The sequence below is a fragment of the Streptomyces aquilus genome, from assembly GCF_003955715.1.
In the GTDB taxonomy this organism is placed as follows: domain Bacteria; phylum Actinomycetota; class Actinomycetes; order Streptomycetales; family Streptomycetaceae; genus Streptomyces; species Streptomyces aquilus.
The window spans coordinates 5,409,756-5,423,172 of the sequence record NZ_CP034463.1; the positions used below are offsets into that span (position 1 = coordinate 5,409,756).

7 protein-coding genes and 1 tRNA gene are annotated in these 13,417 nt (G+C 70.3%); 6 read left to right on the forward strand and 2 right to left on the reverse strand.

Features of this window, described 5'->3' with window-relative positions; translation table 11 throughout:
* The first annotated feature begins 103 nt into the window (after positions 1-103).
* From gyrB to EJC51_RS24800, 4 genes are all read left to right on the forward strand, one after another.
* Entirely contained in the window at positions 104-2,167 is a 2,064-nt protein-coding gene (gene gyrB / locus EJC51_RS24785; protein ID WP_079307566.1) for a DNA topoisomerase (ATP-hydrolyzing) subunit B, read from the forward strand.
* 42 nt (positions 2,168-2,209) lie between these two features.
* Positions 2,210-4,804 carry a DNA gyrase subunit A gene (gene gyrA / locus EJC51_RS24790; RefSeq protein WP_126273085.1) on the forward strand — a complete coding sequence of 865 codons (2,595 nt, stop codon included), beginning with the start codon at positions 2,210-2,212 and terminating at the stop codon, positions 4,802-4,804.
* A 17-nt stretch (positions 4,805-4,821) separates the two neighbouring features.
* The gene (locus tag EJC51_RS24795; RefSeq protein WP_126273086.1) at positions 4,822-5,658 is read left to right on the forward strand and encodes a DUF3566 domain-containing protein; all 837 of its coding nucleotides are present in this window, start codon (positions 4,822-4,824) and stop codon (positions 5,656-5,658) included.
* An 88-nt stretch (positions 5,659-5,746) separates the two neighbouring features.
* Positions 5,747-5,820, forward strand: a tRNA-Ile gene (locus EJC51_RS24800).
* 210 nt (positions 5,821-6,030) lie between these two features.
* Here the strand turns inward: EJC51_RS24800 and EJC51_RS24805 are convergent.
* Together EJC51_RS24805 and EJC51_RS24815 are read right to left on the reverse strand one after the other, a co-directional pair.
* Positions 6,031-10,113 (reverse strand): nSTAND1 domain-containing NTPase, encoded by a 4,083-nt coding sequence (locus EJC51_RS24805; RefSeq protein WP_126273087.1) that lies wholly within the window; start codon positions 10,111-10,113, stop codon positions 6,031-6,033.
* 742 nt (positions 10,114-10,855) lie between these two features.
* Positions 10,856-11,260 (reverse strand): DUF6344 domain-containing protein, encoded by a 405-nt coding sequence (locus EJC51_RS24815; RefSeq protein ID WP_126273088.1) that lies wholly within the window; start codon positions 11,258-11,260, stop codon positions 10,856-10,858.
* Positions 11,261-11,600: 340 nt separating this feature from the next.
* Here EJC51_RS24815 and EJC51_RS48255 point away from each other — a divergent pair, with 340 nt between their 5' ends.
* Together EJC51_RS48255 and EJC51_RS24825 are read left to right on the forward strand one after the other, a co-directional pair.
* The gene (locus EJC51_RS48255; RefSeq protein ID WP_003999697.1) at positions 11,601-11,729 is read left to right on the forward strand and encodes a DLW-39 family protein; all 129 of its coding nucleotides are present in this window, start codon (positions 11,601-11,603) and stop codon (positions 11,727-11,729) included.
* A gap of 256 nt (positions 11,730-11,985) precedes the next feature.
* The gene (locus EJC51_RS24825; RefSeq protein ID WP_244362825.1) at positions 11,986-13,374 is read left to right on the forward strand and encodes a hypothetical protein; all 1,389 of its coding nucleotides are present in this window, start codon (positions 11,986-11,988) and stop codon (positions 13,372-13,374) included.
* Positions 13,375-13,417: the final 43 nt, after the last annotated feature.

Consider the following 13,417-nt stretch of genomic DNA (forward strand, 5'->3'; position numbering starts at 1 on the left):
CCCCATTCGTGGGGACCGCCGGGACACGCTGAGCAACGCTGATCAAGGCTTACCAACGCAACATGCCGCAGCCGCTCCGGCAACCCGCCGCCGAGCTTGGCTCGTGCTGTGCCAGAAAGGGCGCTTCGTGGCCGATTCCGGCAACCCCAACGAGAACATCCCGTCCACCGACGCCGGCGCGAACGGCGAGGTCACCGCTTCGTACGACGCCAGCGCCATCACCGTCCTCGAGGGTCTGGACGCGGTCCGCAAGCGACCCGGTATGTACATCGGCTCCACCGGTGAGCGCGGTCTGCACCACCTCGTGTACGAGGTCGTCGACAACTCCGTCGACGAGGCGCTGGCCGGGCACGCGGACACGATCGACGTGACGATCCTGGCCGACGGCGGCGTGCGCGTCGTGGACAACGGCCGTGGCATCCCGGTGGGCATCGTCCCGTCCGAGGGCAAGCCCGCCGTCGAGGTCGTGCTGACCGTGCTGCACGCGGGCGGCAAGTTCGGCGGCGGCGGTTACGCCGTCTCCGGTGGTCTGCACGGCGTGGGTGTGTCCGTCGTGAACGCGCTGTCGTCGAAGGTCGCCGTCGAGGTCAGGACGGACGGCCACCGCTGGACGCAGGACTACAAGATGGGCGTCCCGACGGCGGCCCTCGCCAAGCACGAGGCCACGGACGAGACCGGGACGTCGGTCACCTTCTGGGCCGACGGCGACATCTTCGAGACCACGGAGTACTCCTTCGAGACGCTGTCGCGGCGTTTCCAGGAGATGGCGTTCCTCAACAAGGGTTTGACGATCAAACTCACTGACGAGCGCGAGTCGGCGAAGGCCACCTCCGGTGCGGACGAGGCCGGCGCCGACGAGAAGGCCGAGGTCAAGCACGTCACGTACCACTACGAGGGCGGCATCGTCGACTTCGTGAAGTACCTGAACTCCCGCAAGGGCGACCTGGTGCACCCCACGGTCATCGACCTGGAGGCCGAGGACAAGGACAAGAGCCTGTCCCTCGAGGTCGCGATGCAGTGGAACACCGGCTACAGCGAGGGCGTGTACTCCTTCGCCAACATCATCCACACCCACGAGGGCGGTACGCACGAGGAGGGCTTCCGTGCGGCGCTGACCTCGCTCATCAACAAGTACGCGCGCGACAAGAAGCTGCTCCGCGAGAAGGACGACAACCTCACGGGTGACGACATCCGCGAGGGCCTGACGGCGATCATCTCGGTGAAGCTGAGCGAGCCGCAGTTCGAGGGCCAGACGAAGACCAAGCTGGGCAACACGGAGGCGAAGACCTTCGTGCAGAAGGCCGTCTACGAGCACCTCAACGACTGGCTGGACCGCAACCCGGTCGAGGCCGCGGACATCATCCGCAAGGGCATTCAGGCGGCCACCGCGCGCGTGGCGGCCCGCAAGGCGCGGGACCTCACCAGGCGCAAGGGCCTCCTTGAGTCGGCGTCGCTGCCGGGCAAGCTCTCCGACTGCCAGTCCAACGACCCGACCAAGTGCGAGATCTTCATCGTCGAGGGTGACTCCGCCGGCGGCTCGGCCAAGTCCGGCCGCAACCCGCAGTACCAGGCGATCCTCCCGATCCGAGGCAAGATCCTCAACGTCGAGAAGGCGCGGATCGACAAGATCCTGCAGAACCAGGAGATCCAGGCGCTGATCTCGGCCTTCGGCACGGGTGTGCACGAGGACTTCGACATCGAGAAGCTCCGCTATCACAAGATCATCCTGATGGCGGACGCCGACGTCGACGGTCAGCACATCTCCACCCTGCTGCTCACCTTTCTGTTCCGCTTCATGCGGCCGCTGGTCGAGGCCGGGCACGTGTACCTCTCCCGTCCGCCGCTCTACAAGATCAAGTGGGGCCGGGACGACATCGAGTACGCCTACTCGGACCGCGAGCGCGACGCGCTGCTGGAGATGGGCCGCCAGCGCGGCAAGCGGGTCCGTGAGGACTCGATCCAGCGCTTCAAGGGTCTCGGCGAGATGAACGCCGAGGAGCTGCGCGTGACGACCATGGACGTCGAGCACCGCGTCCTCGGCCAGGTCACCCTCGACGACGCCGCCCAGGCCGACGACCTGTTCTCGGTCCTCATGGGCGAGGACGTCGAGGCCCGCCGCGCGTTCATCCAGCGCAACGCCAAGGACGTCCGCTTCCTCGACATCTGAGTCGGTCTCAGCTGACCGCACCAGGAAGGATCTTCACCAGCAATGGCCGACGAGAACACTCCTGTCACCCCTGAAGAGGGCGGCGACGTCGTCATGCGGATCGAGCCCGTCGGGCTCGAGACCGAGATGCAGCGCTCGTACCTCGACTACGCGATGTCCGTCATCGTGGCCCGCGCCCTGCCGGACGTCCGGGACGGTCTCAAGCCCGTCCACCGCCGCGTCCTGTACGCGATGTACGACGGCGGCTACCGCCCCGAGCGCGGCTTCTACAAGTGCGCGCGCGTGGTCGGCGACGTCATGGGCAACTACCACCCCCACGGCGACAGTTCGATCTACGACGCCCTGGTCCGCCTCGCCCAGCCGTGGTCGATGCGCATGCCGCTCGTCGACTCCAACGGCAACTTCGGCTCCCCGGGCAACGACCCGGCGGCCGCCATGCGCTACACCGAGTGCAAGATGGCGCCGCTGTCGATGGAGATGGTCCGTGACATCGACGAGGAGACCGTCGACTTCACGGACAACTACGACGGCCGCTCCCAGGAGCCGACCGTCCTGCCGGCCCGCTTCCCGAACCTGCTGATCAACGGCTCGGCCGGTATCGCGGTCGGCATGGCGACCAACATCCCGCCGCACAACCTGCGCGAGGTCGCGGCCGGTGCCCAGTGGTACCTGGAGAACCCGGAGGCCTCGCACGAGGAGCTCCTGGACGCCCTCATCGAGCGCATCAAGGGCCCGGACTTCCCGACCGGCGCGCTGGTCGTGGGCCGCAAGGGCATCGAGGAGGCGTACCGCACGGGCCGTGGCTCGATCACCATGCGGGCGGTCGTCGCGGTCGAGGAGATCCAGAACCGCCAGTGCCTGGTGGTCACGGAACTGCCGTACCAGACCAACCCCGACAACCTCGCGCAGAAGATCGCCGACCTGGTGAAGGACGGCAAGGTCGGCGGCATCGCGGACGTCCGCGACGAGTCCAGCTCGCGCACCGGCCAGCGCCTCGTCATCGTCCTGAAGCGGGACGCGGTCGCCAAGGTCGTCCTGAACAACCTGTACAAGCACACGGACCTTCAGTCGAACTTCAGCGCCAACATGCTGGCCCTGGTCGACGGCGTGCCGCGCACCCTCTCGCTGGACGCGTTCATCCGCCACTGGGTGACGCACCAGATCGAGGTCATCGTCCGCCGGACGAAGTTCCGGCTGCGCAAGGCCGAGGAGCGGGCGCACATCCTGCGCGGCCTGCTCAAGGCCCTGGACGCCATCGACGAGGTCATCGCGCTGATCCGGGCGAGCGAGACGGTCGACATCGCGCGCACGGGCCTGATGCGGCTCCTGGAGATCGACGAGATCCAGGCCAACGCCATCCTCGAGATGCAGCTGCGCCGACTGGCCGCCCTGGAGCGCCAGAAGATCATCCAGGAGCACGACGAACTCCAGGCGAAGATCGCCGAGTACAACGCGATCCTGGCCTCGCCGGTCCGCCAGCGCGGCATCGTCAGCGAGGAACTCGCCGCGATCGTCGAGAAGTACGGCGACGACCGCAAGACCATGCTGGTGCCCTACGACGGTGACATGTCCATCGAGGACCTCATCGCCGAGGAGGACATCGTCGTCACCGTCACGCGCGGCGGCTACGTCAAGCGCACCAAGACGGACGACTACCGGGCGCAGAAGCGCGGCGGCAAGGGCGTGCGGGGCACGAAGCTCAAGGAAGACGACATCGTCGACCACTTCTTCGTCTCCACCACCCACCACTGGCTGCTGTTCTTCACCAACAAGGGCCGCGTCTACCGGGCGAAGGCGTACGAGCTGCCGGACGCCGGGCGTGACGCGCGTGGACAGCACGTCGCCAACCTGCTGGCCTTCCAGCCGGACGAGGCGATCGCGGAGATCCTCGCCATCCGCAACTACGAGGTGGCGCCGTATCTGATCCTGGCCACCAAGGGCGGTCTGGTGAAGAAGACGGCTCTGAAGGATTACGATTCGCCCCGTTCCGGAGGTGTCATCGCGATCAACCTCAGGGAAACGGACGACGGTTCTGACGACGAACTGATCGGCGCCGAACTCGTTTCGGCCGAGGACGATCTGCTTCTGATCAGCAAGAAGGCACAGTCGATCAGGTTCACGGCCACGGACGAGGCACTCCGTCCCATGGGCCGGGCGACCTCGGGTGTGAAGGGCATGAGTTTCCGTGAGGGAGACGAGCTGCTCTCGATGAATGTTGTTCGACCCGGTACGTTCGTGTTCACTGCCACCGACGGTGGGTACGCGAAGCGGACCGCCGTCGACGAGTACCGCGTCCAGGGTCGCGGCGGCCTCGGCATCAAGGCCGCCAAGATCGTGGAGGACCGGGGTTCTCTCGTCGGCGCGCTGGTGGTCGAGGAGACCGACGAGATCCTCGCCATCACACTGGGCGGCGGTGTGATTCGTACGCGAGTCAACGAGGTCAGGGAGACGGGCCGTGACACCATGGGCGTCCAACTGATCAACCTGGGCAAGCGCGATGCCGTCGTCGGTATCGCACGTAACGCCGAGGCGGGGCGCGAGGCGGAGGAGGTCGACGGCGAGGACGCCGTCGACGAGACCGCCGAAGGTGCCGCGACCACCGGCACGGACGAGGGTGAGGCGCCCTCGGCCGAGTAGCACGAGGAGTGAGTCACGTGAGCGGAGCCACGGGCGCCGGACCGTCCAGTACCCCTTCCGGTACGGACACGGACGACGGCGGTCGTGGCTCCGCCGCGCGTACGGACGCCGCGCGTACGACCGACGCGCGCGCCACGGACGGGCGGGGCACGGACGGGCGGGCGACAGATTCGCACACGACCCAGCTCAAGGCGATCAAGGTGCCCGCCAAGGACTCTCCCTCGCCCGACGCATCTGGATCACAGGGGGGAACTGTGACGGACACCCGAGGCCCGCAGACCCAGCAGTACGCGGCCGGCGCGGGCCCGGCTGCTCCGGGCCCACAGCCGCAGCCGCCGGCCCAGCAGCCGCCGTCGCCGCTGCCGGGGGACCGCCGGCCGGAACAGGCCGCGGGCCCCTACCACCCGCCGCAGGCCTACCCCGCGCAGGCCGCCGCGACCGGCGCCGTCCGCCGGCCGCGCACCGGCGCGCGCACCACGCCGCGCACCCGCAAGGCGCGGCTGCGGGTGGCCAAGGCCGACCCGTGGTCGGTGATGAAGGTCAGCTTCCTGCTCTCCATCGCGCTCGGCATCTGCACGATCGTCGCGGCCGCCGTGCTGTGGATGGTCATGGACGCGATGGGCGTCTTCTCGACCGTCGGCGGCACCATCTCGGAGGCGACCGGCTCGAACGAGTCCAACGGCTTCGACCTGCAGTCGTTCCTCTCCCTGCCCAACGTCCTGATGTTCACGACGATCATCGCGGTCATCGACGTCGTCCTCGCGACGGCCCTCGCGACGCTCGGCGCGTTCATCTACAACCTCTCCGCCGGCTTCGTCGGCGGCGTCGAGCTGACGCTCGCCGAGGACGAGTGAGGGGCCCCGACTATCGATTTTGGGACTGCCCCGGTCGTGCGCTAATCTTCAGGAGTCAGCGCGCGGGACACACACCGCAGAGCGCGGCGGGGCTATAGCTCAGTTGGTTAGAGCGCATCCCTGATAAGGATGAGGCCACAGGTTCAAATCCTGTTAGCCCCACAGAACGAAGACCCCCAGTCGAATCGGCTGGGGGTCTTTCTCGTGTACGACGTCCATGGTGACCGGGCCCGGGTACGCGAACGCCCGGTCGCTGGCGACGGGGGATGCACCAGCGACCGGGCTATGGCCAAGGCTAACAACGGTGACGGTGCTGGGGGAGGCGGCTGCTCGGGACCGGTGAGGGGTTGTGACGGGGATCACGTGATCCCGTCAGTCCTCGCACGGGGGTTCATAGGAGAGTCGCGGCAGGTACTCGTGCCATTTCCCGGGCGTCAGGACGCCGTGCGTGGCCGAGCAGATGCGGCGGACCGCCGTGTCGGTGTCGAGGTTCCACAGCCGTACGGTGTCGACGCCGCTGGAGATGCCGAGCAGGTCGGCGCGCGGGCTGAAGGACAGGAAGCTGCCCGTCTTGCCGCCCGGGCTCATCGCCTGGCCGATGGGCGTCGCGAGCGCCGGGTCGGTGACGTCCCAGGCGCGGATCGTGTTGTCGTTGCCGCCGCTGGCGAGGGTGTCGCCGTCCTTGCTGAAGGTGAGGGACACGATCGCCTCGGTGTGGCCGGTGAGGACGGGGCCGACCCGGGAGGCCTCGCCGGGGTCGGCGACGTTCCACAGGCGGACCGTGTCGTCGTCGCCGGCGGAGGCAAGGATGCGGCCGTCGGGGCTGTAGGCGAGGGTGTCGACGGGGCCCGAGTGGCCGGTGAGCGGGGCGCCGAGCGGGGTCGCGTGCCCGGGGTCGGCGACGTTCCACAGGCGGACCGTGTCGTCGGCGCTGCCGCTGGCCAGGGTGTGGCTGTCCGGGCTGAACAGCAGGGAGTTGACGTACCCCTTGTGTCCGGCCAGCGGGGCGCCGAGCCGGGTGAGGTGGGCCGGGTCGGTGACGTTCCACAGCTGGATCGTGCGGTCGTCGTGGGCCGTTGCCAGGAGGCGGCCGTCCGGGCTGAACGCCAGCGCCTCGGGCCCCGGGAAGCGGGTCTGGAGGCGGACCGGGCGGCCGTAGGGGACCGGGTGGCGGGGATCGGCGACGTTCCACAGCTGCACCGCGTGGCTGCCCGTCAGCACCGCGAGGGTCCGGCCGTCCGGGGCGAACGCCAGTGCGCGGATGTCGCCCTCCCCCGGCCTGAAGGGCGCGGCCAGCCGCCGGGGCCGGTCGGGGTCGGTGATGCTCCACAGGCGGATGTTCTCGTCGCGGGCCGCCGTGGCGAGGACGCGGCCGTCGGGGCGGAACGCGCCGAGCCTGCCGGTCATGTCCGAGGTGGGGATCGACCACAGACGGACCTTGTTGTCGCCGTTGCCGGTGGCGAGCGTACGGCCGTCAGGGCTGAAGCCGAGTGCGTACATCTCCCCGCTCGCGCCGGACAGCGGCTCCCCGATCTGGGACGGGGACGCGGGGTTGGCGACGTTCCACAGGCTGGCCGTGCTGTCCGCGCTCGCGGCGGCGAGACGCGTGCCGTCGGGACTGAACGCCACCGACCAGACGGGGCCGGTGTGCCCGGTCAGCGGGGTGCCCAGCGGCTCGGGCGCCTGCGGATCGGCCACGTTCCACAGCCGTACGGTGTCGTCCGTGCTGCCGCTGGCGAGGGTGCGGCCGTCCGGGCTGAACGCCACGGAGTGGATGATTCCGGTGTGCCCGGTCAACGGGCTGCCCAGCGGCTCGGGTTCGCGCGGGTCGGTCGTGTCCCACAACCGGATCGTGTCGTCGTCGCCCCCGGCCGCCAGGGTCCGTCCGTCCGGGCTGAACGCGACGGAACGCACGGCCGCGGTGGAGCCGGTGAGCGGTCTGCCGAGCGGCTCGGGGCGGGTGGGGTCGGTCACGTTCCACAGGCGGACGGTGTGGTCGTCGCCGGCGGAGGCCAGGGTGCGGCCGTCCGGGCTGAACGCGACCAGGTAGATCGTGCCGCCGTGGCCGGTCAACGGGGTGCCGAGGGAACGCGGGTGGCCCGGCCGCCGTACGTCCCACAGGCGAATCGTTCCGTCGTCCGAGGCGCTGGCGAGGGTGTGGCCGTCCGGGCTGAAGACCGCGCTGCTGACCCAGCTCGTGTGGCCGGTCAGGGGCCTGCCGAGCGGCTCGGGGCGGGCGGGGTCGGAGACGTCCCACAGCCGGACCGTGCGGTCGTAGCTGGCGGTGGCCAGCGTGCGGCCGTCGGGGCTGAACGAGGTGAGGTAGACGGCGCCGGTGTGGCCGAGCAGTGGGGTGGCCAGCGGGGCGTTCGCCGTCGACAGCACGCGGCTGCGCGCGCCCTCGTCGTCCCCGCGCAGCCGGTGCGCCACCAGAGCCAACTGGGCGGACAAAGAGGGGTCGGTGTCCTGGAAGCGGTCCGCCTCGGCGACGACCTGCTCGAAGACGGCGTCGTCCCGCTGCTTCCACGCGATCACCGCCGCGCAGACGGCGACGAGCGTGAGCGCGAGCAGTGCGGAGATCGCGGCCCGGCTGATCCACACCGTGCGCCGGCGCAGCCGTACCGAGGCCGCCAGGAACTCCACCGCGCTGCGGGTCAGGAAGGTGTCGCCGGCCGACTTGGCCCAGGTGCGCGCCTGTTCGAGGCGCGAGCCGCGGTACAGGAGCGCGGAGTCGCGCTCGGCGGCCTCCCAGGACCTGCCGTCCTCCTCCAGGCGCTGGCGCAGCAGGTTGCCGCTCCGGTCCTCGTCGATCCACTCGCGCAGCCGCGGCCAGGCGTGCAGGAGCGCCTCGTGGGTGATCTCCACGGTCTCCGCGTCCAGGGTCACCAACCGGGCCCGGACCAGCGCCTCCAGGGACTCCTCGGTCTTGTCGGGGTCCGCCGACTCCGCCGCCAGCTGACGCCGGGTGCCGCGCCTGCGGGTGGCCTGGGTGTCCTCGCTGAGCCGGACCAGCCGCAGCAGAAGCAGTCGCGCGGCGGTACGGGCGGCCGGGTCCAGGCCCGACCAGGCACGCTCCGCCGTCGCCGCGACGGCGCCCTGGATGCCGCCCGCGGCTCTGTATCCGGCCAGCGTCAGCCGCCCCGACTTGCGGCGCTGCCAGGTGGCGAGCAGGGCGTGGGAGAGCAGCGGCAGCACCCCGGCGTCGTGCTCCCCGCGCGGCCCGTCGGCGCTCACCTCACGCACGATCAGCTCCGCGAGACCGGGCTCCAGCTCAAGACCCACGGCCTTGGCCGGGGCGGTCACGGCCTCACGCAGCTCCGTGGCGGTCAGCGGACCGAGCACCATGTGCCGGTGCTGGAGCGCGTCGGCGAGCTCGGGATAGGAGAGGCACTGCTCGTAGAAATCGGCGCGGATACCGAGGACGACCAGCATCGGGGCCGGATCATCCGGATCGTCCAGATCGTTCGGATCATTCGGATCGTCCGGGCCGTCGCCGGGTGTGGACACGGCGTGCAGGAGTCGGACGAACGTACGGCGGTCCGCCTCGTCGGCGCAGAGAGTGAACGTCTCTTCGAACTGGTCGACGATCAGGACCGGCCGGAGCCCACCGGACGAGCCCTCGCCGGCCCACGCGCGCACGGAGTCCCGTACGGTCCGGGCGAACGCGGGATCGGCCGGGTCCGGGACCGCGGCGAGTGGGGGGTCGGCCGGGTCCGGGACCGCGGCGAGTGGGGGACCGGACGGGTCCGGGACCGCGGTGAGTGTGGGATCGGGCGGTTCCGGGGCCGCGGCGAGTGCGGGGATACGGCGGGTCAGCTCGGCGAGCGGATCGGTGCCCGGCACAAGCTGGACCACCTCCCGGCCGGCGCCGGCCAGCGCGGGCACCAGACCGGCGTTGAGCAGGGAGGACTTCCCCGCTCCCGAGGCGCCCACCAGCATGACCAGGCCCCCGGTCCGCTCCGCGCACAGCAGCTGGGCGACGAGGGCGTCGGTGCTGCGTTCGCGGCCGAAGAACCAGCGGGCGTCCTCGCGACGGTACGAGGCGAGACCGCGGTAGGGGCAGACGCCGGCCGCGGGCGGAGGCGGGGCCTCGGACGGAGGGCGCTCCTCGTCGGCGGCGCCGGTGATCGCCCGCTCCCACAGGTGCTGCCAGTGGGTGAGGTCGTAGAGCCCGGTGGAGACCGGGGTGGGCTGGGCGCGGCGCGCCTGGGGTATCAGGATGTGCAGGACGGCCGCGAGCGCGGTGAACTGTGCGGGTACGTTCCGCGCCCGGCGCCAGTCGCTGATCCGCTGCGCGGACACCCGTACGGGACGCCCCCGTTCGTCGACCCGCTGGAGTCGGCCGACCGCCTCGGACACGCTCTTGAGGGGAGGGTTTCCGGCCTCCCGGTACAGCAGCGCGAGGCGTTCGGCGAAGGCCGTGCGTGCCCCTGAGTCGGAACTCAAGGCCTCCACCCCTTACTTCCCTCGCCGCTGGACATCCGGACCGGAAAACTCACTCTATAGGGCTGACCTGCGGAAAAGTCGATCCCCTGAGTCCGGAACCTCCCCGGCGGCGACACCAAAGGGCAGGATCAAGCCACCGCAACGCGTTGACTGTGTGTTGCCTGAGCTTCCGCCGGAGTAATCACCGGCCGCATCCGGACTGCCATGTTCCGGCCATTGCCCGGCCCACGCCGCCCTGGCGCGGGCCGACGCTGCCCCAGGGTTCGGCACCGGTCCCCACGAGGGGAGGGACCGGTGCCGGACGATGGGGCGGTTCCGGCTGCGGGGCCTTCGGAGTCGTACGTCAGTGAGAGGCGGCGAGTGCACGCGCCCTTTCCTCCATGACGGACATCCGGGCCTCACGCTCGACCGGATCCATGTGTGCGGAAGTCGTTGGTCCTTCAGTGGTGGAGGGCTGCTCCGTGTTCGATCGGGCCGTCTTCCTGGATCACCCACTGCCCTTCCCGGCCGTGGGGCAACCGCTGCTCGCGATGGGAGCGGTAGGCCTCCGGCAGGTAGCCGGCAGAGGGGGCGTGTACGAGCGGTACGTGGGTCTGCTGTTACATCCGTGCCGTTGCGTCCTGCTGTTGCGTCCGTGCTGGTGCGTCCGTGCTGTTACGCCGTGCTGTTACGCCGTGCTGCTACTTCGTGCCGTTACGTCGTGCCGTTACGTCGTGCCGTTACGTCGGGGTCGTGCGCGCGTGCCGGGTGTTCAGCGGCCGTGCGGGGCAGCCGGCTCGGCCTGCGGGGCGGCGGCCGTGTCGTCGCAGAGGGCGGTCGCCTCGTCGGTGGACTCGGTGGACTCGGTGGACTCGGTGTCCGACGGGGAGCGGTGGCGGCAGCTCGGGGTCTTGCCGTGGGCCTCGGCGCGGATGCGCTGCTTCATCGTGGGCGGCAGGGACCTGGCATGGGTCAGGGACCAGGACCAGGACCAGGACCAGGCCGCGGCCCACGGGGCCGGCTCCTGCGTCGTGACCGGCGCGGTGCTGGTGCGCGTGGTGTCGGCCTGCGGTACGGCCGCCGCGGCGGTGGTGGTGACGAGTCCGAGCGTCGTGCACAGCGCCAGGAAGGCGGTGACGATCGCGGTCCACAGCTTCATGACCTTGTTCCGGTCCATGGTCCCTCTACTTTCGGGTTGGGCGATTTGCGTACTTTCCTCATGATGTGTATGAGGGCCGCGAAAGCACGGACCGACGCCCATGGCGCGTCGATCTTCAGATGAACACCACCCGGATGGGCGCAGGGGGTCAGAAATCCGGAGGAGAGCGGAGAGACCGCCTCAAAAGTCACTGTGTGTGGAGGTGTGATCACCCACTGATCGGAGCGGGATCATCCGCTTCTATTGCGGTGCGGAAGGCGGAAGTTGGGGGGCTGACGCAGGTCACCGATCGGTATCGGACGGTGTGTATAGTCGGGCGCCAGAGGTCCCCTACGTCAAGGAAAGACGAGGTCGCGCGGTGAAGAAGCTTCTCCTGGTCGCACTGGCCGCCATCGGCGGGCTCCTCGTGTACCGCCAGATCCAGGCGGATCGCGCCGAGCAGGATCTGTGGACGGAGGCGACTGACTCCGTGCCCACGGGTTCGTGAGCACTGACACCCGATACTGAACAGACCCCGGCCGCCTTGCGGTCGGGGTTTTGCGTTGCCTGAAGGGTTTTGCGTCGCCTGAAAGGCGCCTGGAATACGGGGTGGCCTGAATACGGGGGTGAGCGCCGCCCCGGCTGGGCAGGATGGGCCACGGTCCGGCGACGAGGAGAGGTGGCGGGTTGCGGTGGGGCGGCGTACCGTGCGGTGGCGTTCTCGGCCGTGGACCGCTCTGCGCCCGGCGCTCGTGGGAACGGTCGTGGCGGCCGTCACCCTGATGGGGCAGACGGCGTCACTCGCGGCCGAGGGGGCGAGGGCTGCCGGGTCGTACGGCCTCGACGCCGACTCGTCAGCTGCCGGGTCGTACGGCCTCTCCGACCGGTCAGCTGTCGGGTCGTACGGCCTCTCCGACCGGTCAGCTGCCGAGTCGTACGGCTTCTCGCCCGATGATCAGCCGGTCGACGGTGCCGCGGGCACCGGGGACGCCGAGCTCCTCGTCCCCGGCAAGACCTACAAGAGCTCCCTGCCGGCGGACGGCGACGTCTACTACCGCCTCGATCTCGACGACACCTCCGACGCGTACGTCTCCGTCACCGCGGTCCCGCGCGCGGGCGCGACGGTGACCGCGTCGGACGGCATCAGGGTGACCGTGCAGGATGCCGACAGCCGTAACTGCTCCATCGAGAGCGATCTGGTGCGTGCGGGGCGCAGTCCGCGGCCGCTCGTGGTGTCGGGGACACGGGAGATCTCCCCCCGGCGGACGGCGTGCCAGGACGACGGCTCCTACTACGTGATCGTGCACCGTATCGCCGGGACGGGCGGGACCCCGGACGACTGGGATCTTGAGCTGGCGCCGTTCCTGGAACCGCGGCTTGAGAAGGCCGTGGGCACCACTCCGCCGGGGAGCCCGGACCAGGACTCCGACTCCGCCTCCCCCGGCGGCGTCACGGGCGCGGCCACACCCCGCTCCGGAGGCGCGGGCTTCGGCTCGGCCGCGCCGGTCGAGCAGGGGGTCTGGCGCGCCGACATCTCCCCCGGCCAGACGCTCTTCTACGCGGTACCGGTCGGCTGGGGGCAACGACTCGGCGCCACCGCCGAACTGGGCAGCACGATCCGCGGCGCTTATGTGGGCGGCGCCCTGACCATGTCCCTCTACAACCCCGCGCGCGGTCCCGTCGCCGACGTGGGCTTCGGCTACAGCGGCGGCCAGAAGACGGTCGCGCTCCGCCCGGTCCCGCCGGTCGACTACGCCAACCGCTACGACTCCTCCGACGCGGTGCGCGGCACGCGGTTCGCCGGGTCGTACTACCTCGTCCTCCATCTCTCCGAGCAGATGGGCGAGGAGTACGGTGCCGGGCCCTTCGGAGTGACATTGCGCGTGCGGGTCGACGGCTCGGCCGAGGCGGGGCCCGCGTATGACGGGCGGTTCCAGCCTCCGGGGCCCTTCGAGGTGGCGGCTCAGGGGCAGGGGCAGGGGCCGGGGGCCGGGGTCGCAGGGGGAGGTGACGGCGGCGGTGGCGGGGCCGCGGGGGGCGATGCGGTGATGACGGTGGTCGCTGTCGCCGGGATCGGGGGCGGGACTGTGCTGCTGGGGGTGCTCGGGGTGTGGACGGTGGTGGCTCGGCGGCGGGCCAGGGGTGCCGTGTAGGGGTGCTTGGCCAAGTGGAGCGGCCGGGCCGTCGTCTTCCGCT

Excerpts from the sequence above, each read along its gene's own strand:
- gyrA (WP_126273085.1), top strand. The coding sequence starts at position 2,210 with ATGGCCGACGAGAACACTCCTGTCACCCCTGAAGAGGGCGGCGACGTC.
- EJC51_RS24815 (WP_126273088.1), bottom strand. The coding sequence starts at position 11,260 with ATGGACCGGAACAAGGTCATGAAGCTGTGGACCGCGATCGTCACCGCC.